The organism is Salegentibacter mishustinae, assembly GCF_002900095.1.
Classification (GTDB): domain Bacteria; phylum Bacteroidota; class Bacteroidia; order Flavobacteriales; family Flavobacteriaceae; genus Salegentibacter; species Salegentibacter mishustinae.
In genome coordinates this window covers 1,576,408-1,603,109 of the sequence record NZ_LLKN01000002.1, presented here as the reverse complement: position 1 = coordinate 1,603,109, position 26,702 = coordinate 1,576,408, and the positions used below count along the sequence as shown (strand labels likewise).

The following is a 26,702-nucleotide window of genomic DNA, read 5'->3' as shown; positions in this document are numbered from 1 at the left end:
TCCTGTGTTTAGTGCTTCATTAAATACAGGAGGATTTTTTATTTCTTGGTATTAGCTTTTGCTATATTTGAAACTGTTTAATTAACATCAATCTTTTTACAAATATGAAATTATTAGAAGGAAAGAATGCCATAATAACCGGTGGTAGCCGTGGAATAGGAAAAGGAATAGCGAAAGTATTTGCTGAACACGGTGCCAATGTAGCTTTTACCTATAATTCTTCCGCCGAATCAGCTAACGCATTAGCCGATGAATTGAGCAAACTTGGCGTAAAGGCAATAGCCTACCAATCTAATGCTGCAAGTTTTAAGGAAGCAGAGCAGCTTATTAAAGATGTGGCAGAAGATTTTGGAAGTATCGATATTTTAATAAATAACGCCGGTATCACCAAAGATAATTTGTTGATGCGAATGAGCGAAGAAGATTTTGATAAGGTAATTGAAGTTAACCTCAAGTCTATTTTTAATATGACCAAAGCGGTACAACGTACTATGTTGAAGCAACGCAAAGGAAGTATTATTAATATGAGTTCTGTAGTTGGAGTAACCGGAAACGCGGGTCAGGCTAATTATGCGGCTTCTAAATCTGGTATTATAGGTTTTTCTAAATCTATGGCGCAGGAATTAGGTTCTAGAAATATTAGAACAAACGTGATCGCTCCCGGTTTTATCGAAACCGAAATGACCGAAAAGTTAGACGAGAAAGTAGTGGATGGCTGGAGACAGGCAATTCCTTTAAAACGCGGCGGAAGCCCGGAGGATATCGCAAATGCTTGTGTTTTTCTTGGGAGTGAACTCAGTTCCTATATTACCGGCCAGGTGCTTCACGTAGACGGCGGAATGCACACCTAGATAAGTTAGTAGTTAGGAGTTAATTGTTAATAGAACTTTTAACTTTTAGCCAGTAACGATTAACTATCTTAACTTTAATGGATCTATCAACAATTTTATTTATCACCCTGGCTGCAATTTTCGCGCTGGGGTTTGCTTTTTTTCAATACCTATATAAAACAAAAAAGAGAGGTAAAGATGCCTATATTCTTTTTGCATTGCGTTTTCTTTCCGTTTTTGTGCTGCTTTTGTTGTTCATCAATCCTAAATTCACTTTCACCAGCTATACTTTAGAAAAACCTAACCTGGTACTTGCGGTAGACGATTCTGAATCTATAAAACATTTGTCGCAGGAAGATACCCTGAACTCAATTCTTGAAAAGTTGAAATCTAACGAAAAGATAAAACAGCGTTTTGAACTTGTCCAATATAACTTCGGAAATGACCTTAAAGCAGGAGAAAATAATAAGTTCAATGAATCTGAAACCAACATTTTTTCAGCATTAGAATCGATTAAAGAATTATCCAGAGGTAAGGAAACTGCCATTGCCTTAATTTCTGACGGAAATCAAACCTCCGGACGAAATTATCAATATTTTAAACCTGATGATAAAACAAATATTTATCCTGTTTTAGTAGGGGATACTACGCAATATCTAGATTTAGAGTTATCGCGCCTAAACGTGAATAGCTATGCTTTTCTAAATAACCGCTTTCCGGTAGAGGCTTTTATTTCATATTCCGGTGAAGAAAGCATAAATACAAATTTTGTAATCAAAGCAGGGGAGAACGCCATTTATTCTAAAAATATTTCTCTCGATTCAGAAAATAATTCCACTATTATCCAGGCAGAATTACCAGCTTCAAAATTAGGAGTTCTTTCTTATGAAGCTGAAATTGTACCCCTGGAAACCGAAAAGAACACGGCGAATAATGCTAAAAGTTTTGCGGTAGAAGTAATAGACGAGCGAAGTAAGATTTTGCTGATAAGTGCTCTTCCTCATCCAGATCTGGGAGCTATTAAAAAAGCTGTTGAAACCAATAAACAAAGGCAACTTGATATTAAGTATATTCAAGACGATCTGCTAAATATTAAAGATTACCAATTGGTTATTCTGTATCAGCCAACTTCGGGATTTACATCGATTTTTCAAGATCTGGATGAAAATAATCAAAACTACCTAATAATATCGGGAACAAAAACTAACTGGAATTTTCTCAATAGTATTCAGGATTTTGTGAGAAAAAATTTTACCAATCAAACGCAGGAAATTTTCGCGGTAAAAAACCCTAATTTTAATCAATTTCAATTCGAGGAAGTAGGTTTTCCTGAATTTCCTCCGCTAGAAGATAAATTTGGTAAAATTAGTATTGAAAGCAATAATATAGAAAGCATCTATTTTCAGGAAATTGAAAATCTAGAAACTTCACAGCCTTTAATAGCCATACAGGGTAGCGGGCAAAATAAAACCGCTTTTATTTTTGGAGAAAATATTTGGAGATGGCGCTCTGCCAGTTTTCTGGAAAATAAATCTTTTGAGAAGTTCGACAATTTCTTTGGAAAACTTATTCAAAATTTGGCATCGGCAAAGCAACGCGAACGGCTAACCTTAGATTACAAATCATTTTATTATGAGAATGAATCGGTTAAGATTACCGCTAGTTTCTTTGATCAAAATTATCAATTTGATCCCAATGCTAATTTGAATATTTCAGTTGCAGATTCAATAGAAAATATTGAGTCTCAATTTATTTTAAAGAATAACGTCTACGAAGTTGATTTAGGAAGTTTAGCTCCAGGTACTTATAGTTTTAAAATTACCGAAGCCGGAAGCCGGATTTCCCGTTCTGGAAGCTTCGAAGTTATAGCATATAATATGGAGCAAAAATTTATTTCAGCTAACAAAAATGCTATGGAAGATTTAGCTGAAAATTCTAAAACTAAGGTTTATTATCCAAATCAAATTCAAGAACTAATAGATAGCCTTTTAAGCAATGATAAATACAAACCCATCCAAAAAAGCCGGCAAAAAAACGTACCTTTGGTAGACTGGTATTACCTTCTATTTCTGCTTGTCTCAATACTTGCCGCAGAATGGTTTTTCAGGAAATACAAAGGATTAATTTAAATACAATTATATATGGAAAGATTACCCAAGCTCGGAATTCCTATTCTAATAGGAATCGTAATTTTAATAATATTTGTCGCTAAATCTACGGTTACTATTGGTTCTGGTGAAGCCGGTGTTTTATATAAAACTTTTGGCGGGGGTGTGGTTACAGATGAACCGCCATTAAACGAAGGTTTTCACCTTGTAGCTCCGTGGAACAGAGTGTATATTTATGAAGTTAGACAGCAATCTCTTGAGGAGAAAATGCAGGTTTTAAGTTCTAACGGACTTGAAATTAAGCTAGATGCTTCTACCTGGTTCCAACCTTCTTATGAAAATCTTGGAAGTTTACACCGTGAAAAAGGAGAACAGTATATTCAACGTTTGCTTCAGCCCGCAGTTAGATCGGCGGCTAGAGCGGTGGTTGGAAGGTATAATCCTGAGCAACTCTATGCCAGTAAGCGGGAAGCTATTCAGAAAGAAATTTTAGAGGAAACTCAAATTTTACTTCAAGACCAGTATGTACAGGTTAATGAGGTTTTGGTACGTGACGTTTCACTTCCGCCAAATATTAAAGATGCGATAGAGCGTAAACTGCGCCAGGAACAGGAATCTTTAGAGTATGAGTTTCGTTTAACCAAAGCTGAACAGGAAGCCGAACGTCAACGAATTGATGCCGAAGGTAAAGCTCGTGCGAACGAAATCTTAAACGCTTCTTTAACACCCAATATCTTAAAAGAAAAAGGAATTCAGGCAACACTTGAACTTGCTAAATCTGGTAACTCGAAAACCGTGATTATAGGTTCTGGTGAAGATGGAATGCCTTTAATTTTAGGTGGAGGAAATTAAAATATATAGAATGAAATCTATTTTCTTAAATATAGCAAGGCTTTCTATTTTTATAGGAAGCCTTGCTATTTCTGCCCAAACGGCTTCCATTAATAATTCTGGAATACTGGAATCAGCTACTCCTGCTGAAGTAGGTATGTCTTTAGAAAGAATTCAAAAGATTGAAGAAATGCTCCATTCAGCAATTGAAGAAAACCAGATACCGGGAGCGGTTGCTTTAATCGCCCGAGATGGGAAAATTATTTTTCACGAAGCTTACGGCGAAGCTAATGCTTCGGGAAAAGAACTTGGAAAAGATGCAATTTTTAGATTAGCTTCTCAAACAAAAGCGATCACAGCTACAGCGGTAATGATGCTCTGGGAAGAAGGAAAGTTCCGTTTAGACGATCCTATTTCAAAGTATATCCCAGAATTTAAAGATTCCAAAATTCTAAAGAATTTTAATGAAGCTGATAGTAGTTTTACTTCCACACCAGCTGAAAATGAAATAACTATTCGGCATCTGCTAACGCATACTTCCGGACTTGGTTATGGAGCGATAGACAGTGACGGGCGTGTTAAAAAGATTTATGCAAAAGCCGGGATTACTGAATTGTTCACTGAGGAAGAAGTTAATATTGAAGAAAATGTAAAGAAATTGGCCGCTTTACCTTTACATCACGAACCTGGTGAAAAATTCACTTATGGTTTAGGTTTGGACGTTCTGGGTTATTTTATTGAAGTAGTTTCAGGGCAGGATTTTGATGAATTTCTAAAAGAAAGGATTTTTGATCCTTTGCAAATGGATGATACCAGGTTCTATCAACCTTTATCTAAAAAGAATCGCTTAGTGGCTATACAGCATAAAAAGGATGGAAAATGGGAAAATTTTCCGAATACATTTTATAATACGAATTATCCGCTAACAGAAAATGGCACTTATTTCTCAGGTGGTGCAGGACTTTCGGGAACGGCAAAAGATTATGCCAAATTCCTCCAAATGTATCTAAACGGTGGAGAATACAATGGTACTCGTTTATTAAGCCGAAAAACGGTAGATATTATAATGGGAAATCAAACCGGAGAAAAATTTAATTTTCCAAATCAGTACTATGGTATTGCCTTTGGCGTAGTTAGCAAAAAAGGAGAAATTGCAGGAGGGCAGGGAAGTGCCGGTACTTTTGATTGGGGAGGTTATTTTAATACTCAGTATTTTGCCGATCCTGAAGAGCAAATAATTGGTATTTTGTTGAAGCAAACGCAGGGAAATACCGGTGATGAAACCGCCTGGAAATTCCGACAAATGCTTTTTAGCGCCATAGATGATTAGTATAGCGCAGCAACTAAATTATGCTGGTAGGTTAAATTTTTCCAGATTTTCAGAAGATTATTGAGTAAAACAATTCATAAAAAATAAGAAAGCTGTTTTGCAGTTTAAAATTTATATTTAGATTTGTAAACACAATGAAGAATTTTCAATTACATCACCATCATATTTACTACTGCGCTCAGGCGAGGTAAATTTGGTGTGTTGTGATTTCAGCATATTTAAAACCCGTTTGAGCTATTCAAACGGGTTTTTTGTTTTATAACCAACAACTAAAGTTTAAAAAGAAAAATTAAAAATGAGTCAGGAAAAATTAAGAATTGCTATTCAAAAATCAGGTAGATTAAATGAAGATTCGCTTAAAATATTAAAAGACGCGGGCATTTCTATAGATAATGGAAAAGAACAACTCAAAGCTTCTTCCCGTAACTTTCCTTTAGAAGTAATGTATCTTAGAAATGGCGATATTCCACAATATTTAAGAGATGGTGTGGTAGATGTAGCCATTATTGGGGAGAATGTTTTAATTGAAAAAGGTAAAGATATTATACAGGGCGAAAAGCTTGGATTTTCAAAATGTCGTGTTTCTCTCGCTGTACCAAAATCAATGAAATATAATGGCATTAATGATCTTGACGGTAAAAAGATCGCTACATCTTATCCTAATACCGTAAATGAATTCCTAGAAAAGAAAGGAATTACCGCCGAATTGCATATTATTAATGGCTCAGTAGAAATAGCTCCAAATATTGGACTCGCTGATGGTATTTGTGATATTGTTTCCAGCGGAAGCACACTTTTTAAAAATGGACTAAAAGAGGTAGAAGTAATGCTGAAGAGCGAAGCTGTTCTCGCTATCTCCCCTAAAATTTCAGAAGGCCGTCAGGAGATCTTAGAGAAATTGCAATTTAGGCTAAAATCTGTTTTAAATGCGCGTACTTCTAAATATATACTTTTAAATGCGCCCAATGAGAATTTAGAGAATATTATCAAATTATTACCTGGAATGCGTAGCCCAACTGTTTTGCCGCTTGCTGAAGAAGGTTGGAGTTCTATACATACCGTAATTAACGAAGAGCGCTTCTGGGAAGTTATAGATGAATTAAAACAAAATGGTGCCGAAGGTATTTTAGTAGCGCCAATTGAAAAAATGGTACTTTAAGATGAAAAAGTTTTTTAATCCTACTAAAGCCGAATGGCCTGATATTTTAAAAAGGCCCACCCAAACGGTAGAAGATATTGAAGAAACTGTAAACCAGGTTTTTGCTGAAGTAAAATCCAAAGGGGACGTCGCGGTTTCAAAATATACCGAACTTTTTGACGGTATAAACCTCTCAAATACTCAGGTTACCGAAAAAGAAATAAGTGCTGCTGCAAATGAGGTTTCCGAGGAATTGAAAGAAGCCATAAAACTGGCAAAAAGTAATATTGAAAATTTTCACACCGCCCAGAAAACCGATAGGATTGAAATTGAAACTACCAATGGCGTAAAGTGTTGGCAGGAAAAAAGGGCGATTCAAAAAGTTGGGTTATATATTCCCGGCGGTAGCGCTCCTTTATTTTCTACCATTTTAATGTTAGCTGCACCCGCAAATATTGCTGGTTGCAAGGAAATTGTGCTTTGTACTCCGCCAGATAAGAACGGAAATGTTCACCCCGCCATTTTATATACCGCCGAGCTGTGTGGTGTTACCAAAATATACAAAGTAGGGGGAATCCAGGCAATTGCGGCTATGACTTTCGGGACAGAAAGTATTCCTAAAGTTTACAAGATCTTTGGACCTGGGAATCAATTTGTTACCGTTGCGAAGCAATTAGCAACTCGCCATAATGTAGCGATAGATATGCCTGCGGGCCCTTCTGAACTTCTTGTTGTTGCTGATGATTCTTCCAATGCTGCTTTTGTTGCTTCAGATCTTTTAAGCCAGGCAGAGCATGGTGCAGATAGCCAGGTAATTTTGGTTTCAACTTCTAAAGATCTAATTGAGGAGGTAGAGAAAGAGGTAGAAAGTCAGTTGGAGGTTTTACCTAGAAAAAGTATTGCTGAAAAGGCTATAGCTCACTCCAGGCTAATTTTTGTAGAAAAGAAAGAAGATGCACTGGAATTAATAGACGAATATGGGCCGGAACACTTTATTATTTGTGCTGATGATGAGGCCTTTTTTACTGAAGGAATTCAGAATGCAGGTTCGGTTTTTATAGGAAACTATACCCCTGAAAGTGCGGGAGATTATGCTTCAGGAACAAACCATACTTTACCAACTAATGGCTATGCCAAGCAATACAGCGGTGTAAATCTTGATAGTTTTATGAAGAGTATGACCTTTCAAAAAATAACAGAAGAAGGCATTAAGGAAATTGGTCCTGCCATAGAATTGATGGCACAAGCCGAAGGTTTGGAAGCGCATAAGAATGCGGTGACATTACGATTAAAAGAATTAAAGTAATACTAAAAATATTGTCATTCTGAATTTATTTCAGAATCTAATATGTTCTAACAGTCCATATCTTAGACCCTGAAACAAGTTCAGGGTGACGCAAATGATAATCTGAATGCCTCAGAGAAAAATGAAAGAATTCAATATAAATAACCTGGTAAGGTCAAATGTGGCCGGTTTAAAACCTTATTCTTCCGCCAGGGATGAATATCAGTCTACAGGCTCAGAAATGGTTTTTCTGGACGCCAATGAAAATCCTTTTCAAACTGATGTAAACCGATATCCAGATCCGCAACAACGCAGCCTAAAAACTGAATTAGCGAAAATTAAAAATGTTTTTACAGAACATATTTTATTAGGCAATGGCAGCGATGAAGTTTTAGACCTATTATTTAGAGCATTTTGCGAACCGGGTAAGGATAATGTTATCACATTGCCACCAACTTACGGTATGTATAAGGTCCTGGCTAATATTAATAATATTGAGAATAGGGAAGTTTTACTGAATTCAGATTTTGAACCCAATGTTGAAGAGATCCTTGATTCGGTAGACCAAAATACAAAAATGATCTTTTTATGTTCGCCTAATAATCCTACCGGAAACTCATTTTCAGAAGAAAAGATCATATATATTCTCGAAAATTTTAATGGTCTGGTAGTTATCGATGAAGCTTATATTGATTTTTCAAACAAAGAAAGCTGGCTCAATAAATTGAAGGAATATCCAAATTTGGTGATCACTCAAACGCTTTCAAAAGCATTTGGAATGGCAGGAATTAGATTGGGGATTTGCTATGCTTCCGTAGAAATTATTCAGATTTTAAATAAAATAAAACCACCTTATAATGTAAACGAATTAACTCAGTTGAGAGCTTTAGATCGTGTGCTGAATAAGGAAGAAGTGGATTCTGAAATAGCTGATTTACTCAAACAAAGAGTTATTTTAAGTGAAGCTTTAGTTGAAGTGAATTTCATCGAAAATATATATCCTTCAGATGCTAATTTCATATTAGTAAAAGTAGATGACGCTACTAAACGTTATGACCAATTATTAGAAAAAGGTATCGTAATTAGAAATCGAACTACCCAACCGCTTTGTGAAAATACATTAAGGTTTACAATTGGGACTGGAGAGGAAAACAAAAAGTTAATAGAAGCTTTAAAAAATATAGAATAAGGATTTCCGCTTCCGCGGAAATGACAAAATAGATTATGAAAAAAGTATTATTTATAGATCGCGATGGGACATTAATTCACGAGCCCGAAGATTACCAGGTTGATCGCATTGAAAAGCTGGAATTTTATCCGGAAGCTCTGTATTATTTAAAGAAAATTGCCGCAGAACTGGATTTCGAATTGGTAATGGTCACTAATCAGGATGGTCTGGGAACAGAAGGCTATCCTGAAGAAGACTTTTGGCCTATTCAAAATTTTATTCTGCAAACCTTTAAAAATGAAGGAGTGGAGTTTAAGGAAGTACTAATGGACCGCACGTTTGCAAAAGATAATTCTCCCACCCGGAAGCCTAATACCGGACTTTTAGAGGAGAAATATCTAAATAACGAAGAAAACTACGATCTAAAGAATTCCTTTATGGTCGGCGACCGACTTACAGATATTGAATTTGCTTATAATTTTGGCGGAAAAGGCATTTTTATAGATACTCACGAAGATTTAGCAAACGACGAAGTTAAAAACGATCAGGAAAAGGTTAAAGAAACTATTGCTTTAAAAACCAGTAGTTGGAAAGAGATCTATGAATTTCTGAAGTTAAACGATAGAACGGCTGAAATTTCAAGGAAAACCAGTGAAACCGATATCTTTATTCAACTAAATTTAGATGGGACAGGGAAGTCTGATATCACTACTGGAATTGCATTTTTCGACCATATGTTAGATCAGATCGCACGTCACGGTCAAATGGACCTTACCGTGAACGTTAAGGGAGATTTGGAGGTTGATGAGCACCACACCATAGAAGATACGGCAATTGCGCTTGGAGAGGTTTTTAGCAAAGCTTTGGGCAATAAACTTGGAATAGAACGATACGGTTTTTGTCTGCCTATGGACGATTGCCTGGCGCAGGTGACCATAGATTTTGGCGGTAGAAACTGGATAGTTTGGGAAACCGAATTTAAACGAGAAATGGTTGGAAAAATGCCTACTGAAATGTTCTATCATTTCTTTAAATCCTTTACCGATGGCGCGAAGGCCAATCTTAATGTAAAAGCTGAAGGGCAAAATGAGCATCATAAAATTGAAGCGATTTTTAAAGCTTTTGCCAAAGCGATTAAAGTAGCGGTAAAGCGCGATGCTGAAAAAATGATACTTCCATCAACTAAAGGAATGCTTTAAAAGATTTTAGATATAAGTATTGAGTAATTTGATATTTTAAGGAAAATCAAAACTCAATACTTAATACTCAACAATAGAATATGAGGATTGTAATAATAGATTACGGAGCGGGTAATATTCAAAGTATCAAATTTGCCATACAGCGACTTGGATATGAGGCTATTTTAAGCAGTGATGCCGAAGAAATAAAATCAGCAGACAAGGTAATTTTCCCCGGCGTGGGCGAGGCAAGCAGCGCAATGAAAATGCTAAAGTCTACGGGATTAGATAAAGTGATTCCTACACTAAAACAGCCGGTTTTGGGAATTTGCCTCGGAATGCAGTTAATGTGTACTTATTGCGAGGAAGGAGATACAAACGGACTTGGAATTTTTCATGCTGATGTGGTGAAATTTGAGAACCAATTAAAAGTTCCGCAAATTGGGTGGAATAAAATTTATGATTTAAGGTCAGAGTTGTTTACTGGAATTTCAGAAGGAGAATTCGTGTATTTAGTACATAGTTTTTATGTTAAGGAATGCGCAGAAACTATAGCTTCAACCGAGTATGGAGTAGAATATACTTCGGCTATTCAGAAAGATAATTTTTATGGTGTACAATTTCACCCCGAGAAAAGTAGCGATGCGGGTGAGAAAATTCTGGGAAATTTTCTAAAAATATAAGCCCACCAACCCCCGAAGGGGGAGGAGGCGTTGCGAAAAATTATATTCGTGCATTCGTTGCAAAAAACAGATAAAAAAACTTCTAACTTCGTACTTTAAATGAGAATAATTCCAGCTATAGATATAATTGAAGGTAAATGTGTTCGGCTTTCTAAAGGTGATTATAATACCAAGAAAATTTATAATGAAAACCCGCTAGAAGTAGCTAAGAATTTTGAGGCACACGGAATTCAGTATTTACATTTGGTAGATTTAGATGGTGCCAAATCAAAAAATATCGTAAACCATAAAATCCTGGAAGAGATCGCTTCAAAAACCAACCTAAAAGTTGATTTTGGCGGCGGATTAAAAACCGATAAGGATTTACAAATCGCTTTCGAATGTGGTGCACACCAAATTACCGGTGGAAGTATCGCGGTTAAAGATCCAGATATTTTTAAATCCTGGATTCAGAAATTTGGTTCGGAAAAAATAATCCTGGGAGCTGATGCGAATAACGAAAAAATTGCGGTTAGCGGCTGGCAGGAAGAATCTAATAAAGAATTGATCCCTTTTATTCAGGAATACCAGGAAGAAGGTATAAACTATGTAATTTGTACCGATATCTCTAAAGATGGAATGCTGGAAGGCCCTTCCTTTGAACTTTACCGGAGGATTCTGGAAGAAACTTCATCAGAAGATAAAAAACTAAAACTTATAGCTTCCGGAGGAATCTCTACCTTTAGCGAGTTGCCAGAACTGGCTGAACTTGGCTGCGAAGGCACTATAATAGGAAAGGCCATTTACGAAGGCCGTATCCAAATGAAAGAATTAGAGAAATTTATAATAGCCCCCTAGCCCCCATATGGGGAATCAAAAAGTATTTATTCAATACAAAACTTTTAAAATGCTTACAAAACGAATTATACCCTGCCTGGATATTAAAGATGGAAGAACCGTTAAGGGCGTAAATTTTATAGATTTACGCGATGCCGGTGATCCCGTGGAACTGGCTGAGATCTATGCAAAATCTGGTGCAGATGAATTGGTTTTTCTTGATATCTCGGCTACTGAAGAGAAACGAAAAACCCTTGCCAATTTAGTGAGACGGGTTGCTGAAAAAGTAAATATCCCGTTTACGGTTGGTGGTGGAATTTCATCGGTGGAAGATGTGGATATATTGCTAAAAAATGGTGCAGATAAGGTTTCTATAAATTCTTCGGCAGTAAAAAACCCCGATCTAATTAATGAGCTTGCGGCTAAATTCGGGAGTCAATGTATTACAGTAGCGATAGATGCCAAGCAGGTAAACGGTGAATGGTTGGTGCATTTGGTTGGCGGAAAAGTACCAACTGATATCAATTTAATTCAATGGGCTAAAGAAGTTGAAGAACGTGGTGCCGGGGAGATATTATTTACCTCTATGAATAACGATGGAACCAAAGAAGGCTTTGCAAACGAAGCCCTGGCAGTTTTATCTTCAGAATTAAATATTCCAATAATCGCTTCTGGTGGTGCCGGAAATATGCAGCATTTTTGCGATACTTTTATTGAAGGAAAAGCTGATGCGGCACTTGCAGCCAGTGTTTTTCATTTCAAAGAAATCGAGATTAAAGATTTAAAAGAAGAACTTCGTAGAAATGGAGTGGAAGTTAGACTTTAAGATTCAAGAAAAGAGAAAAAAGAGAAAAAAGAGAATAGAGTAGAAAAATCTTTGTTCTCTGCTCTGGTATATTAGATCCCCGATAAAAATCGGGGCAGGCACTGAAAATAATTCAGGATGACGTTTTAAAAAAATAAACATGAATATAGATTTTAATAAAAATAACGACGGACTTGTACCTGCGATAATCCAGGATGCATCAACTAAAAATGTGTTGATGTTGGGGTATATGAACGAGGAAGCATTTTTAAAAACCAATGAAACCAAGAAAGTCACTTTTTTTAGTAGGACCAAGAAACGTTTATGGACCAAAGGTGAAGAAAGTGGCAATTACCTTCATTTGGTCAGTATAAAAAATGATTGTGATAATGATACCTTGCTAATTTCGGTTAATCCTGAAGGGCCAACCTGCCACAAAGGAACAGATACTTGCTGGGCAGAGGATAACGAGCCTAATTTTGGTTTTCTTTCTCAATTGGAAGGAATTATCGCCAAACGCAAAAGAATGAGTGAGGTGGAGCCTGAGTTACGAGAAGATAAAAACTCTTATGTGGTTTCGCTTTTTGATGCTGGAATGAATAAGATTGCCCAAAAAGTGGGTGAGGAGGCTGTTGAGACAGTAATTGAAGCTAAAGATGATAATGAAGAGTTGTTCTTGAACGAAAGTGCCGATTTACTTTTTCACTATTTAATTTTGCTAAAAGCAAAAGGATACTCTTTAAAAGATATCGCCGAAGTTTTAGAAAAAAGACATTAGATTATAGCACTTAACACACAATAAAAAATCCCCTTTTTGATATAAAAGGGGATTTTATTTTTTTAACTAGTCTTTATTTCTAACGTAAATAAGTTTGAATTTACTGTTTTGGTTGGTACGCGATTCAATTTCAAATTTATCTATTGAATGAATCATTGGAGTTAATTTCTGAAAGCCGTAGTTACGAGAATCAAAATTAGGTTGTTTCTTCTGAAGTAAACTTCCCACATCGCCAAGAAACGCCCATCCATCTTCATCTGCAACATCTGAAATAGTTTGGGAGATAAGACGAACAACCTTAGGAGTAATTTTATCTACATTTTTCTTTTTAGAGCTTTTTCCACCTTTTTCGCTGCTTTGGTCACTATCTTTATCAGAATTCTTTAAAATTTCTATATAAATAAACCTGTCGCAGGCTACAATAAAGGGCTCGGGTGTTTTCTTCTCACCAATTCCAATAACATTCTTTCCGGCTTCACGCAGTCGTGTTGCCAGCCTGGTGAAATCGCTATCGCTGGAAACCAGGCAAAATCCATCTACTTTATCTGAATATAAAATATCCATTGCATCGATGATCATCGCTGAATCTGTAGCGTTTTTTCCCTGAGTGTATCCATATTGCTGAATGGGATTAATAGCGTTTTCCAGCAATACATTTTTCCATTTTACTAAATGAGGTTTGGTCCAGTCGCCGTAAATTCTTTTGATAGTAGGACTGCCGTATTTAGCAATTTCTTCCATCATTTCTTTTATATATGCTGATGGAATATTATCGCCATCAATTAGTACCGCTAGGTTGGTTTCCATAGAATCTGTTGTTTAAAGTAAACTACTTTGAAGCAAGCTCCTAAAGCCTGAATATTATAAAATATAATTTGATTTCGAGACATCCCGACTCTTCGAAATAGAGCATTTAATCTCAATAATCGAGTAAAGATACTTTTTTTGTATAAAAAAGACGGCTAAGAGCCGTCTTCCTTTTTTTTGATTGGTCTCAAAAATGGGATTTAAACCCTGCAATTTTATTGCAGCACTTTAGTAGTGCGAAAAAATCTATATTTTCGTATTATGAGTTATCAAAGAAAAGGCTCTCATACGGTTAGTTATTTAACGTGTCATATTGTTTGGGTTACAAAATATCGTTACAAGGTACTCCGAGGAGATGTTCAAACTCGTTGTCGTGAACTTTTAATCCAAATATGTGAAGCTGAAGGTATAGAAATACTTAAAGGAGTAGTTAGTTCGGATCACGTTCATATGCACATCGAATATGCTCCAAAATTGAATGTAAGTAGCATATTGAAAAAACTTAAAGGTCGTACATCAAGGAAACTTCAACAAGAATTTCCAAAATTGAAGGAGCGTTATTGGGGACAACATTTTTGGTCAAGTGGTTATGGAGTCTGGAGTACTGGTAATATTACCGATAAAATGGTCAATGAATACTTGGAACATCACCGGCGTGATTCGAGTGATAATTCCAATTTTATATTGGAATAGTAAAGGGGACTTTTAGTCCCCAGTATTAATGAACCTCTGCACTTTTAGTGCAGAGTGGTTTAGTTATACTTTATTAATTAAAGCGATAAAGTGCATTTATTTTTGAATTTTTATCTGGCATTTGTGCTTCTGGAATAAGAAAAACATTACCACCTTGTTTTAAGACTTTTTTCGCAGCCCAGTTCATTAATGAATAATTTCCATTTTGCTGATCGTCGTGAATGGTTACATTCATATTTTCATCATTATAGGTTCCCCAAATTTCACTTCGGTTTTCCAGAAATAATGTATCCACTTTACCTTGCTGAACTGCAGGAAGAATATCGGTTACTGAAACCCCGGTATTATCGGTATTATTCAATTCATTAAATTTCTTCGTTTTTTCTCTTTTTGTCTTTTCCAGTTCAGGTTCAAGTATTTTAAGAGCCTTTTCGTGTAAGCCCAACATATCGGTATCTGATGGGTTTCCGGGTATTACCTTCTCAAATAAATGATTATAAGTATTTACTTTTTCATAAATAGGAAATAAATAGTCTTGTGTAGCAACTACTAATGGAACTCTTTCATCGTGTAGCACGCTATCCAATCCTTTATCTATAGCTCTAAAGTACCTATTAATCTCTTCTTTCCGTACTTCTTCACTAGCACCACCATGACCGTGGAAAATTGTATTTTCTCCGCCAGAATTCTGTGTTTTAAAGTCCAGGTGTTTTTGTTTATAGTCAAATCCTACCCGTTCTTCTAACCTTGAAGGTACCAGGTCATCTATTTCTACTTTTCCAATACTATAAGTTGTGGCTTCATAAAGCTCTACATCTTCCAATTGAAGCGCCAGTAAATAAAAACGGCTGTCTTCATTAAACATTGGAACTAGTGGTTTAATGTAAAATTCTTCGGAAATATAAGTATGGGCTTCAAAGTTTACCGGAAGGGTATATTTTTCGAAGAAATCTTCTGCCGCAAAAATCGCAAGTCCGTCGCTTTGATGTCTCCAAAAAGATTTATCACTCAATAAAGCTTCAATAGGCTTTCCTATTTTTGCAATTTTATCTTCACTTAATCCCTTTTCTTTAAGTTGGGTTCCAACTTCTTTCCAAAGAGATTTTAAATGGGTTTTATTTTTTTCCTCTAAAACTTCCTTACCGGCACGTTGGGTAGGTATAAATATGGAAACACAGGTTTTATCCTGTACGTTCATTAATTTCTCCAAATCCTTATCATTTATCAAACTCATAATTTCATTTTTTTGGTTAATTCACTAATGAAGATAAGTTGATTTTCCTATAAACCAATGGGGTTTAGCAGGGCTTTAACGCTAAAACTTTCTTAAGATGCTGCTTTAAATTTCTATATTCGGCTCTACGTGAATAAGTACGTCGAAAATTTCAGGAAAATGAGCGAGGAGTTCATTTTTTACATTGTGAGCAATATCGTGGCCCTCTTTAACACTTATTTCAGCATTCACGATAATATGAAGATCTACGTGATAAATCATTCCGGTTTTACGAACGTTGCATTTTTCGGTATCCAAAACTCCGGGAACATTAATACTCACTTCCCGGATTTCGCCAATCATATCATCATACATATGCTCGTCCATTACTTCACCTAAAGCAGGTCTTAGAATAAGATAAGCGTTATAAATAATAAATCCCGAAGCAAAGAGCGCGGCCCAATCGTCTGCCGTTTCATAACCTTTACCCATAAATAGTGCTATAGAGATCCCTATAAATGCCATTAAAGAGGTAATAGCATCGCTACGGTGGTGCCAGGCATCAGCTTTTAAAGAAGTGCTTTTGGTTTCATCTCCCTTTTTAGATACTTTTCTATAAAAATATTCTTTAATGATAACAATTGCGCCAAGTACAATAAGGGTGTAAGGCTCCGGAACTTTATGCGGGGTTTGTATATGCTGAATACTCTCGTAAGCAATTACGGTTGCTGAAACCACTAAAAATCCCACCACCGCAAAGGTCATAAGCGGTTCGGCTTTTCCGTGACCATAAGGATGATTTTCATCTGGTGGCCTACTGGAATATTTAAGGCCAAGTAAAACGAGAAAAGAAGAGAAAACATCGGTGGTAGACTCTATCGCATCGGCGATAAGCGCATAAGAATTTCCAAATATTCCAGTTACAAATTTAGCGATTGCTAACAAAGCATTTCCAAAAATGCTAAGCCAGGAGGCTTTTATCGCTTCACTTGTGTTCTGGTTCATGCTGGGAATTTGATTTGGATTGCAAATTTAATGGAATAATATAATTCTAGTCGATAATCAAGTTATAAATGCTGGTAGATAATCTCCTTTAACTATTCGGAAAATCCAGCACGATACTACCACCAAACTACAAACAATCGCTCATAATTATTTCCCGGTTTTTTTACCCAGATTAATGGCGCTTTTTTGTTTTCGAATAAAATCTCTATTTGTTGTATTATTTCTGAATGACTAAACCAGGTTTCACCGTATTTCGGCAGTATTGGCCAATCTTGCTTTTTAGGTGCATAATATTGAAAACTCTTGTAACTGGAAGTTTTAAACTCTTTATAATGAAGCCAAATTCCAGCGATACAATCATTGTTGATTTTTGAAAATTGTTTATTCTGAAGTTCTCCTGGAACAAATAAATTGGCTTTAAAACAGCTTTGTTGAAGTACTTCTTCTGCATTTAAATTAAGGGAGCTTAGAAGTTCTTTTGTTTCAGGTTTAAACAGAAGTGGGAACTGTTTTTCCTTTAATTTTTCGGTTTTTTGTAATAGAGTATCCTTTCGGTTTGGGCCAATCCAACGTTGATTTTCCGCGGTAAAAGATGGATCGTAAACATAGAATTTATACACCATTTCTACGTGGTACACCTGTTGGTTTATAAGATTTTTTAATAGAAAATCAAGTTCTCCCAAAGTGATCTTATTCCGACTAATCTGCATATTTACTGCCAGTAATTTATAGCCTTGATTTTGCCGAATTAACCATTCAAAAAATCGTTCTACCCTTTTACCCATTACAAAATTAGTAGAAAGGGAAGGTAGATCTTCAGCTATAGGTTTTTGTAGCGGATCATTTATTTCCGGTAATTCAAACTGTTGAATTTCCTGGAAATAGTTTTTCCAAAGAGCCGGTGTATTTAAAAATCCTTCAAATTGTTTTGCTACACGGTTTTGCATTCTAAAATTAGTTAATCCTCGTTTGAATTATCGGTGCTTAGTAAAAAGCCGAAGGGTTTTAATGAAGGAACGTGATTAAAAATCACATTTATAATTCCTAGAACCGGAATAGCCAAAATCATTCCCATAACGCCCCAAATCATATTACCGAGAATAATGGCAAGGATCACAAAAAATGGATGAATATCAACTTTATCACCAACAATGAATGGCTCTAAAACATAACTTTCTATAAATTGTACTAGCGTAAAAGTGAGAATAACTCCAATTAAAATGCTGGTTTCGCCCTGGGTGAGATAACCAAAAATTAAAGCAAGGCTCATTCCTATGATATTTCCTATAAATGGAATTAAAGTTAGAAAAGAAGCAATAACGGCGATTAAAATAAAATTACTTACGCCAGAAATTCCCAGGCCTATACTATAAAGAATGGAGAGAATAACAATTAAGATTAATTTTCCTCTTAGGTAAAACTGGGCTACCCGAGCAGTTTCGTTGATAATTTGTTTTACTTCTCTTTTCCGCTGATTGGAAAATAATTTTAGAATAAAGATTTTAAAACGTTTCCTATAATTCAGCAGAAAAAATATATAGATAAATGTGAGTAAATAATTACTAATAAAACTGGTGACCGAATTAATAAAATTGAATGCTTTTTCTCCCGAATTTCCGCTGGAGGTTAACATACTTTGTATATCATTCTTTTCTTTATAAGTCTCCAGGTCTTTACTGCTTAAAGCGGTATGCTCGTAAGCGTAATTTTGTAGCTGTTCTATTTTTGGGGCCATGGTTGCCTTAATTTTGCCCCAATCGTCTACAAAACTTTTAATTTGAAAAGAGAGCAGCACAAAAACTCCGATTGAAAATAGAAATAATAAAATGGTACTTAGTAAAGAGGAAAAAGTACGATTAAGCTTTTTTTCTATCAAATTACCTAGTGGAATTAATAAAAGCGCCAGGATTATTGCCGTTACCAGGGGAGCCAGGAAGCCTTTTGCTTCAGCCAATCCCGAGAAAAGAAAGTAGGCGCCTACTAAAAGGGCTACTAAGGGAAAAAGCAATGTTTTGTGTGCCTTGTTCATTTTTTGGTTAGTTGGTTTGAAACATTGAAGATAGAAAAAGTTCGCTAACCATTAAATAAAGTACAGTAAATCAGGATAAATTTTGCAAAGGTTTAAACTTTTTAATAAATAATTACAGATTCTTTTTGACAATCTGAAATGTGGCTTCAAGTAAAAAGAAGTAATAGCTTAGTAATAAGTAGATTAAAAAATTCTTGAAAATCCTCTAAAAGAAGTTTACCTGGAAGCTGATTCTTCTCATATTAATTAGAAATAAAGTGAAATATTTTTGTAGAAAATCACACTTTATATGTCCACAAATTTAATTAGTAAATATAATGTGCCGGGGCCACGGTATACAAGTTATCCAACAGTTCCTTATTGGCAGGAAGATAGTTTTTCTTTGGCTGCCTGGAAAGAAAGTTTAAAACGTAGTTTTAGTGAGAATAAAGAAATAAGCCTTTATATTCATTTACCTTTTTGTGAGAGTTTGTGCACCTTTTGCGGATGTAATAAACGAATTACAAAAAAGCACGAAGTAGAATCTCCATATATAGAAATGCTGTTGCGGGAATGGGATCTCTATCTTGAGATTCTTGGTGAAAAGCCTACAATTAGGGAATTGCATCTAGGAGGGGGGACACCCACTTTCTTTGCTTCCGAGAACCTTAAATTCTTACTGAATATGCTATTTCGGAAAGCTAACAAAGATTGTGAAACAGAATTAAGTTTTGAAGGTCACCCCAATAATACAACGAAAGAGCATTTAAAAATGTTTTCAGATTTAGGCTTTAAACGTGTAAGCTATGGCGTGCAGGATTATAGCGAGAAAGTACAAAAGGCAATTCATAGAATTCAACCCTTTGAAAATGTAAAAAGAGCTACAGAAGAATCCCGGGAAGCCGGTTTTACCTCTGTGGGACACGATATTATCTTTGGTTTACCGTTTCAAACCAAAAACGATATTATTGAAACCATAGAAAAAACGAAATTATTAATGCCAGATCGTATTGCTTTTTATAGCTATGCGCACGTACCCTGGATTAAAGGAAATGGCCAACGTGGATTTAAAGACTCAGATCTTCCTGCCGCCGATGAAAAACGGGAAATGTATGAAGTAGGAAAGCAAATGCTGGAAGCTGCCGGTTATGTAGAAATAGGGATGGACCACTTTGCGCTTAAAACCGATTCTTTATATAAAGCTTTAAAAGAAAAAAAATTACATAGAAACTTTATGGGGTACACTACCTCTTCCGGAGCTTCTATGATTGGTTTGGGCGTTTCTGCCATAAGCGATAGCTGGTATGGTTTCGCACAGAATGAAAAATCGGTAGAAGCTTACCAGAGTCTTATTGCCGATGGAATTATTCCTGTTTTTCGTGGACATATTTTAAATGAAAAAGATCTAATTATAAGAAAACATATTCTCAATTTAATGTGTCATTTAGAAACCAGCTGGGAATCTTCAAAAGATTATTTTGAAGAATTACCAGAGGTGCTTACCAAAGTAGGAGAAATGGAGGCAGATGGGCTTGTAAACTTTAAGGAAAATGCATTAACTATTCCAGAAAAAGGAAGACCCTTTGTTCGAAACATTTGTATGGCTTTTGATCTAAGAATGCAGGCGAAGAAACCTGACACGCAACTCTTTTCAATGACGGTTTAATTTAAGTGTTAAAACCGAAGTAAAAAGTCCGTTGGGAGAATTTCCAAACGGACTTTTTTATTCTTTCATTTTAAACTAAGAGTAAAATAGTTAACTGAATAGTCGATATTTAATGCTGGTTGGGAGGGTCGAGATGTCTCGAAATCTAATTATTTTTTCCAATAATAATTCCTAAACATGTTGCGAAGTTTTCACTCTTTATCCTTTCCGCTGTTTATCATATTAAAAACGATTAGAATCAAGCCGGCGCAAACAACACCGAAAATAGCAATAAGAAAACTTCCCATTTCCCAATTTACCAGTGCAATTGTGTTTAATAATTTCATAACAAGTGTTTTTAGGTTAGTGGCAACTTTGTGTTGCTGTTATTTCTGGAGTTATTTCCATAGGGGAGAGGTAAGGTATTCCCAACCCCATTCCTCTAAGAATAAATAATAGGCCTATAAGGATCACAAAAACGGGAACCGCTTTTCTAATTTTAGATCTAATATTTAGATTGATAAAATTGCCTAAATAAATTGCGGTTGTCATTAACGGGATTGTTCCCAGCCCAAAAACGGCCATATATAAACTTCCTTCCAGGGCTGTAGCCGATGCTATAGCGCCAAATACTGCCATATAAACAAGTCCGCAGGGTAGAAAACCGTTTAGAAAACCAATGGTATAAAAAGTATCGGGTGACTTTCGTTTTAATTGCTTCCCAAGATTACTCTTTATTTTTGAAACAATTTTAAAAATAGGTTTTGAACCGTTATACTTACTGAACTTTTTATAAGGAAGCAGAATGACCAAGATCATTAAAGCTCCAACCAGAATTGAAAGTTGTTGTTGAAGTCCAAAAAGACTAAAACTTTTACCGAGCAATCCGAACAAAAGTCCGATGATCGCGTAAGAACTTAATCTGCCAAAATGATAAAGTGAGATCTGCCCAAGCTTTCTAACATTGTTCTTGTGATCTACCGGCAATAAAAATGCTATAGGGCCACACATTCCCACACAGTGAAAACTTCCAAGCAGTCCAAATATTAATGCCGAAATCAACATTTAATAAACAATTTCGTTTTTATACAAATAAGGTGTTTCCTCGTATTCCCAGTGAATTTTAATATTCCAACGACCTTTTACCAACTGCTCGTTTTTTATAAATACCTGGTGCGAGCTTAGCTCCAGTGGAATATTGAAATCCAGTTTCTCATTAGATGGACGGTAAAAATTAAGATTCCCTGAAATTTTAGAAAGTTCCAGGTTTTCTGGAAACTCTATAAGCCAACCATCTTTTACGCGTTTATCTGTAATATTTTCTTCCAGCGAGAATGCATTGGTTTCCGCATTAATCTCCTCCTGATAATGTAATTCTTCCTGATAATATTCTTCAGTCACCAAATCGTGATCAAATTTTTTATCGGTAAGCATATTTATTACCAGATACATAATGAAACTTATAAAAAGTGCCATTCCAATTACGATCCCTGTTCCCCAGTTTATCTTCATTTTGTATATTTTTTTACCCAAAATTGGGATACTATCAAATTAAAATCAGTTCTTAGCATTCAGCATCATGCTAGTTTAGTTAAAACTACGTGGCCCCATAAACATAGTACTGGTAGTTTCTATTAATCTATCACCACTGTAAATACCAATCTTTAACTTTTCTTTCTCATCTTCGAGTGCAGCGGCATGGATCTCTATAAACAGTGTACCTTCGGTTAATTCCTGTCCCGGCACCATAATATTTGATTGTTTTACCGGTTTTATTTCGCCCTGGTGAGACAACAACCTGAATTCAATATCTTCAAAATCGGCTGTAGTTTTGTTTACCAGTTTATAAGTAAAAACATTGCTAACAATATTATCGGCCTTTCGTTCATATAACTGCCCCGGTAATCTTAAAATTCTGGCTTCAACCTCGCTTCTTACAAATAACATCCCCACCAAAACAGCGGTTAAAATTCCTAAAACTACACTGTAACCCTTTAACCTTGGAGTAAATTTGAATTTTGCTTTCTTTTCAATATTTTCTTCGCTGGCGTAGCGAATTAATCCTTTAGGAAGATCTACAGCTTCCATCATATTATCACAGGCATCTATACAAGCGGTGCAGTTTATACATTCCAGTTGCGTGCCGTTTCTAATATCTATACCTGTTGGGCAAACCTGCACACACTGAAAGCAGTCTATACAATCGCCTTTTCCTGATGCTTCCCGGTCTTCGTTCTTTTTAAATTTAGCTCTTCCTTTTTCTTTTTCACCACGTTTGTGATCGTAGGCAACTACTATAGATTTGTTGTCTAAAAGTACGCCCTGTAGTCTCCCGTAAGGGCAGGCAATAACACAAACCTGCTCCCTAAACCAGGCGAAAACAAAATAAAAGACCGCCGTGAAAATAATAAGGGAAACAAAGGTGCTTAAATGATTTAAAGGTCCCGCGGTTACATATTGAATCAACCGATCGCTGCCTATTAAGTAGGCCAGGAAAACATTGGCAATTAAAAACGAGATCACAAAGAATACGAACCATTTTAAGGAACGTTTTCTTATTTTTTCGGCATCCCATTTTTGTTTGTCCAAACGAATTTGTTTCCCACGATCGCCTTCAATCCAATACTCAATTCTGCGGAAAACCATTTCCATAAAAATGGTTTGCGGACAAAGCCAACCGCAAAAGATCCTACCAAAGGCTACAGTAAAAAGAATGATAAAAACCACCCCGATTACCATCATGATCACGAAAATATGAAAGTCTTGTGGCCAGAAAGGAAATCCAAAAATATTGAAACGCCTTTCCAGAATATTAAACATTAAAAACTGGTTGCCATTTATTTTTACAAATGGAGCGGTAAAAAGTAAAATGAGCAATACATAACTAACGTATTTTCTATACTCATAAAATCTTCCAGAAGGTTTCTTCGGAAAAACCCATAGTCTCTTACCTGCCTCGCCTGCTGTGGCTATTTTATCCCTGAATTTTTCCTTATTTTCCAAAACCTTCTTTTTTACTCGATAATCGAGATTCAGTACTCCGTCTCGAAGAGTCGGGATATTCTAAAATCTATTTTTTTATTTCAATGTTGTGAGGTAATCTACTCTACTTATTCTGTTTCGGCTTCCCAAATTTCACCTTCGGGAGCCTTAGGATCTGTAGGATTAGTTCCCTCAAGACTTATTACATAACTAGCCACCTGGGCAATTTCCTGCGCACTTAATTCAGATTTCCAGGCCACCATTCCTTTTCCATCACGGCCTCCTTCAGAAACTGTTTGGAAAACGTTGCTTATTCCACCACCAAGAATCCAGTGTTCATCGGTAAGGTTAGGGCCAATAGCACCACCACCATCTGCGCGGTGACAAGCCATACAGCTAGTCATAAATATTTCTTCACCAGCTTTAAGATCTGATGCTTCGGTTAATAATTCAACAGAGGAGGCGTCTATAAGATCTGGATTTGCTGCCTTGTAAGCTTCAATTTCTTCTTTGGCTTCTGCTACCTCAGCAAGGTATTCTTCTCTTTGGGTTTCACCGTCAAAAATGTGGTAGTAACCCATATAGACAAAAGCAAATATGATACTGATGTAAAAACCATACAACCACCAGGCAGGAAGATCGTTATCCAGTTCTTTGATGCCGTCGTAATTATGATCTAAAAGAATTTCTTCTTCCTTTTCAATAGGCTTTTGATTCAGCATCTTTTTATACCATTTCTTTATGCCAGAAAACTGTTTTTCAGAATTTTCAGCTTTAAGTTTGGTATAACGCTCTTGCGCATCTGGTTTTAAACTTCGGAAAACCATATTTTCTAAAGCGGTGATCGAGACTTCTATAGCGATTGCTATAACAAGCACCACCGCAAGAATTCCCCAAATAACCGGATACTGTTCAATTGCCCAACCACTTTCTGTTTCTATTGTTAGTTCTATTAGAACCAGGGCAAGAATTAAAAAACCCGCAATTCGTAAGTATGATGTAGTTTTCATAATTCCTGATTTTCCTGGTTAGTATCTAAGGGTAGGTTACTTACCTCTTCTATGTCTTTCTTTTTTGCGGTAATTACCCAAAGGAAAAGCACTACAAAAAAGATGAAGAATATTAGTAAGGAAATCAACGGGTAGATCATTACCCCGTCTATACTTTCCATATGACCTTTTACGAATTTAAACATGCTTAGTTGGTTTTAGTGTTTGTAACTTCTACATCTTTAGCTTTAATATCGGTACCCAGGCGTTGTAGATAAGCGATAAGCGCTACAATTTCACGGTTTCGCATTTCTACGAATTCATTACCGTTTTGAGCTGCGAATTCTTTCTCGGCTTCATAGGTATCTACAAAATCTGGATCGGCATACAGGTTTTTCTCAATTTGAATTCCCTGCTCTGTCATTGATTGTTGAGCATTTTCAATCTCTTCTAAAGTATATGGTACGCCAAGGGTACTAAGAGCTTTCATTTTAGCTTCAGTATCGCTTTTATCAAGCTCATCTGTAACTATCCATTTGTAAGATGGCATAATGGAACCTGAAGAAGTACTCTGAGGATCATACATATGGTTTAGGTGCCAGTTATCGGAATATTTTCCACCAACTCGCATAAGGTCGGGACCGGTACGTTTACTACCCCATAAGAAAGGATAGTCATAAACATATTCACCGGCTTTTGAATATTCACCATAACGTTCTACTTCACTTCTAAAAGGTCTTATCATTTGTGAGTGGCAGCTTACACAGCCTTCCCTTATATAAATATCACGACCTTCAAGTTCTAATGGAGTATATGGTTTTACACTGGAAATTACCGGCACATACTCATCTACCATTAATGAAGGCACAATTTGAACGATACCACCTATTAAGATCGCGATAGTAGCGAAGATGGTAAGTTTTACCGGTCTTCTTTCTAACCAGGAATGGTAAGCTTCTCCAGCTGTTCTTTTACGGGTTACCTTTTGAAGTGGAGCAGCTTCAGCTAACTCATCTTCAACAGCACTTCCCTGTCTAACGGTTTTTACAATATTATAGAGTAAAATAAAAGCTCCTACAATGTATAAACTACCTCCAATTGCACGCATCCAGTACATTGGGATAATTGAACTTACAGTCTCCAAAAAGTTTCCGTAGGTCAAAGTTCCGTCAGGATTGAATTGTTTCCACATAGAAGCCTGAACGAATCCTGCAACATACATTGGTAGGGTATAGATAATAATACCAAGTGTCCCAATCCAAAAATGAACGTTTGCTAATTTGATGGAATAGAGTTTCGTTTTAAATAATCTTGGTACCAACCAGTAAACCATACCAAAAGTTAGGAATCCATTCCAGGCAAGTGCGCCAACGTGCACGTGAGCAATAATCCAGTCACTAAAGTGTGCAATAGCATTCACGTTTTTAAGCGAAAGCATAGGGCCTTCAAAAGTTGCCATTCCATAACCGGTAATAGCTACCACGAAAAACTTAAGAACAGGATCTGTACGTACTTTATCCCAGGCACCACGCAGGGTTAATAGTCCGTTAATCATACCACCCCAGGATGGGAATAAAAGCATTACAGAGAAGGCTACCCCAAGGTTTTGCGCCCAATCTGGTAAAGTTGAATATAATAAATGGTGTGGACCAGCCCAGATATAAATAAAGATAAGAGACCAGAAGTGGATAATAGAAAGTCGGTAAGAGTAAACCGGTCTGTTAGCCGCTTTGGGTACAAAATAATACATTAAGCCCAAGAAAGGCGTAGTAAGGAAAAATGCCACCGCATTGTGCCCATACCACCACTGTACTAAAGCATCCTGTACTCCAGAGTAAAAAGAGTAACTTTTAAGGGCTGTTACAGGAATTTCAATATTATTAACAATATGAAGTACAGCTACGGTTACAAATGTGGCCAGGTAAAACCAAATAGCTACATATAGGTGACGTTGCCGTCTCTTGATCATTGTACCAATAAGGTTTGCTCCAAAAGCAACCCAAACCAAGGCAATAGCAATATCTATTGGCCATTCAAGTTCGGCATATTCTTTAGAACTGGTAAAACCCATAGGCAGGGTGATCGCCGCTGCCACAATTATAGCCTGCCAGCCCCAAAAGTTGAAATTACTTAAGAAATCGCTAAACATCCTGGCTTTAAGCAAACGCTGGGTAGAGTAGTATACCCCGGCGAAAATTGCATTTCCAACAAAGGCAAATATTACCGCGTTGGTATGCAAAGGTCTTAACCGACCAAAACTTAACCATGGAATTCCATCGGTTATGTTAGGGAATAAAAACATAAAGGCGAGCAACAGCCCTACACTCATACCTACTATACCCCAGAACAGGGTAGCCATAGTAAACTTTTTTACGATTTTATTATCGTAATGAAACTGTTCTACTTCCAT

At 36.3% G+C, this 26,702-nt stretch carries 26 protein-coding genes; 14 read left to right on the top strand and 12 right to left on the bottom strand.

From position 1 onward, the window contains the following. The first annotated feature begins 104 nt into the window (after positions 1-104). The 12 genes from fabG (at position 105) to hisIE (ending at position 12,950) form a co-directional block, all read left to right on the top strand. Positions 105-851: a 3-oxoacyl-[acyl-carrier-protein] reductase gene (fabG, locus tag APB85_RS10220; RefSeq protein WP_057481828.1), complete on the top strand. Its 747-nt coding sequence runs from the start codon at positions 105-107 to the stop codon at positions 849-851. 77 nt (positions 852-928) lie between these two features. Further along, positions 929-2,959, top strand: a complete 2,031-nt coding sequence (locus tag APB85_RS10215; RefSeq protein ID WP_057481829.1) for a hypothetical protein — start codon at positions 929-931, stop codon at positions 2,957-2,959. Between the two features lie 12 nt (positions 2,960-2,971). Next, complete coding sequence (locus APB85_RS10210; RefSeq protein ID WP_057481830.1) at positions 2,972-3,790, top strand: prohibitin family protein; 819 nt, start codon at positions 2,972-2,974, stop codon at positions 3,788-3,790. A gap of 10 nt (positions 3,791-3,800) precedes the next feature. Next, the gene (locus APB85_RS10205) at positions 3,801-5,099 is read left to right on the top strand and encodes a serine hydrolase domain-containing protein (RefSeq protein ID WP_057481831.1); all 1,299 of its coding nucleotides are present in this window, start codon (positions 3,801-3,803) and stop codon (positions 5,097-5,099) included. A 295-nt stretch (positions 5,100-5,394) separates the two neighbouring features. After that, positions 5,395-6,258 (top strand): ATP phosphoribosyltransferase, encoded by an 864-nt coding sequence (gene hisG, locus APB85_RS10200; RefSeq protein WP_057481832.1) that lies wholly within the window; start codon positions 5,395-5,397, stop codon positions 6,256-6,258. A gap of 1 nt (position 6,259) precedes the next feature. Continuing rightward, on the top strand, positions 6,260-7,543 hold the full coding sequence (gene hisD / locus APB85_RS10195; protein WP_057481833.1) for a histidinol dehydrogenase: 1,284 nt from the start codon (positions 6,260-6,262) through the stop codon (positions 7,541-7,543). 121 nt (positions 7,544-7,664) lie between these two features. Next, positions 7,665-8,711: a histidinol-phosphate transaminase gene (gene hisC, locus APB85_RS10190; RefSeq protein WP_057481863.1), complete on the top strand. Its 1,047-nt coding sequence runs from the start codon at positions 7,665-7,667 to the stop codon at positions 8,709-8,711. A 35-nt stretch (positions 8,712-8,746) separates the two neighbouring features. Beyond that, the gene (hisB, locus tag APB85_RS10185) at positions 8,747-9,889 is read left to right on the top strand and encodes a bifunctional histidinol-phosphatase/imidazoleglycerol-phosphate dehydratase HisB (RefSeq protein WP_057481834.1); all 1,143 of its coding nucleotides are present in this window, start codon (positions 8,747-8,749) and stop codon (positions 9,887-9,889) included. Positions 9,890-9,969: 80 nt separating this feature from the next. Then, on the top strand, positions 9,970-10,551 hold the full coding sequence (gene hisH / locus APB85_RS10180; RefSeq protein WP_057481835.1) for an imidazole glycerol phosphate synthase subunit HisH: 582 nt from the start codon (positions 9,970-9,972) through the stop codon (positions 10,549-10,551). 99 nt (positions 10,552-10,650) lie between these two features. Beyond that, positions 10,651-11,388: a 1-(5-phosphoribosyl)-5-[(5-phosphoribosylamino)methylideneamino]imidazole-4-carboxamide isomerase gene (gene hisA / locus APB85_RS10175; protein ID WP_057481836.1), complete on the top strand. Its 738-nt coding sequence runs from the start codon at positions 10,651-10,653 to the stop codon at positions 11,386-11,388. Between the two features lie 49 nt (positions 11,389-11,437). Then, positions 11,438-12,193 carry an imidazole glycerol phosphate synthase subunit HisF gene (gene hisF / locus APB85_RS10170; protein WP_057481864.1) on the top strand — a complete coding sequence of 252 codons (756 nt, stop codon included), beginning with the start codon at positions 11,438-11,440 and terminating at the stop codon, positions 12,191-12,193. Positions 12,194-12,332: 139 nt separating this feature from the next. Beyond that, a complete protein-coding gene (gene hisIE, locus APB85_RS10165; protein WP_057481837.1) occupies positions 12,333-12,950 on the top strand; it encodes a bifunctional phosphoribosyl-AMP cyclohydrolase/phosphoribosyl-ATP diphosphatase HisIE in 618 nt (205 codons plus the stop codon). 66 nt (positions 12,951-13,016) lie between these two features. On the opposite strand, the gene APB85_RS10160 is transcribed toward hisIE, so the two are convergent. Next, positions 13,017-13,757, bottom strand: coding sequence for an NYN domain-containing protein (locus APB85_RS10160; RefSeq protein ID WP_057481838.1), 741 nt, complete (start codon positions 13,755-13,757; stop codon positions 13,017-13,019). 261 nt (positions 13,758-14,018) lie between these two features. Here APB85_RS10160 and tnpA point away from each other — a divergent pair, with 261 nt between their 5' ends. Next, positions 14,019-14,450 carry an IS200/IS605 family transposase gene (gene tnpA, locus APB85_RS10155; RefSeq protein WP_103294424.1) on the top strand — a complete coding sequence of 144 codons (432 nt, stop codon included), beginning with the start codon at positions 14,019-14,021 and terminating at the stop codon, positions 14,448-14,450. A gap of 73 nt (positions 14,451-14,523) precedes the next feature. On the opposite strand, the gene APB85_RS10150 is transcribed toward tnpA, so the two are convergent. The 4 genes from APB85_RS10150 to APB85_RS10135 all read right to left on the bottom strand — a co-directional run bounded on the left by APB85_RS10150 (position 14,524) and on the right by APB85_RS10135 (position 18,697). After that, entirely contained in the window at positions 14,524-15,684 is a 1,161-nt protein-coding gene (locus APB85_RS10150; RefSeq protein ID WP_057483249.1) for a baeRF7 domain-containing protein, read from the bottom strand. 105 nt (positions 15,685-15,789) lie between these two features. Further along, complete coding sequence (locus APB85_RS10145; protein ID WP_057483248.1) at positions 15,790-16,668, bottom strand: cation diffusion facilitator family transporter; 879 nt, start codon at positions 16,666-16,668, stop codon at positions 15,790-15,792. Between the two features lie 116 nt (positions 16,669-16,784). Next, on the bottom strand, positions 16,785-17,615 hold the full coding sequence (locus APB85_RS10140) for a DUF1853 family protein (RefSeq protein ID WP_057483247.1): 831 nt from the start codon (positions 17,613-17,615) through the stop codon (positions 16,785-16,787). A gap of 11 nt (positions 17,616-17,626) precedes the next feature. Next, the gene (locus tag APB85_RS10135) at positions 17,627-18,697 is read right to left on the bottom strand and encodes an AI-2E family transporter (protein ID WP_057483246.1); all 1,071 of its coding nucleotides are present in this window, start codon (positions 18,695-18,697) and stop codon (positions 17,627-17,629) included. A 289-nt stretch (positions 18,698-18,986) separates the two neighbouring features. On the opposite strand from APB85_RS10135, the gene hemN reads away from it, so the two are divergent. Next, positions 18,987-20,342 carry an oxygen-independent coproporphyrinogen III oxidase gene (gene hemN, locus APB85_RS10130; RefSeq protein WP_057483245.1) on the top strand — a complete coding sequence of 452 codons (1,356 nt, stop codon included), beginning with the start codon at positions 18,987-18,989 and terminating at the stop codon, positions 20,340-20,342. Positions 20,343-20,533: 191 nt separating this feature from the next. Here hemN and APB85_RS17595 read toward each other — a convergent pair whose 3' ends face one another. The 7 genes from APB85_RS17595 to ccoN all read right to left on the bottom strand — a co-directional run bounded on the left by APB85_RS17595 (position 20,534) and on the right by ccoN (position 26,702). Next, positions 20,534-20,668: a hypothetical protein gene (locus APB85_RS17595; RefSeq protein WP_262506283.1), complete on the bottom strand. Its 135-nt coding sequence runs from the start codon at positions 20,666-20,668 to the stop codon at positions 20,534-20,536. Positions 20,669-20,684: 16 nt separating this feature from the next. Next, positions 20,685-21,386, bottom strand: a complete 702-nt coding sequence (locus APB85_RS10125; RefSeq protein WP_057483244.1) for a sulfite exporter TauE/SafE family protein — start codon at positions 21,384-21,386, stop codon at positions 20,685-20,687. After that, positions 21,387-21,833: a FixH family protein gene (locus APB85_RS10120; RefSeq protein WP_057483243.1), complete on the bottom strand. Its 447-nt coding sequence runs from the start codon at positions 21,831-21,833 to the stop codon at positions 21,387-21,389. It abuts the gene before it with no gap. A 75-nt stretch (positions 21,834-21,908) separates the two neighbouring features. Continuing rightward, positions 21,909-23,324, bottom strand: coding sequence for a cytochrome c oxidase accessory protein CcoG (ccoG, locus tag APB85_RS10115; protein WP_057483242.1), 1,416 nt, complete (start codon positions 23,322-23,324; stop codon positions 21,909-21,911). Between the two features lie 107 nt (positions 23,325-23,431). After that, the gene (locus tag APB85_RS10110) at positions 23,432-24,313 is read right to left on the bottom strand and encodes a cbb3-type cytochrome c oxidase N-terminal domain-containing protein (RefSeq protein ID WP_057483241.1); all 882 of its coding nucleotides are present in this window, start codon (positions 24,311-24,313) and stop codon (positions 23,432-23,434) included. After that, entirely contained in the window at positions 24,310-24,498 is a 189-nt protein-coding gene (locus APB85_RS10105; RefSeq protein WP_057483240.1) for a CcoQ/FixQ family Cbb3-type cytochrome c oxidase assembly chaperone, read from the bottom strand. Before APB85_RS10105 ends, APB85_RS10110 begins: the two co-directional genes overlap by 4 nt. 2 nt (positions 24,499-24,500) lie before the next feature. Continuing rightward, positions 24,501-26,702 (bottom strand): cytochrome-c oxidase, cbb3-type subunit I, encoded by a 2,202-nt coding sequence (gene ccoN, locus APB85_RS10100; RefSeq protein WP_057483239.1) that lies wholly within the window; start codon positions 26,700-26,702, stop codon positions 24,501-24,503.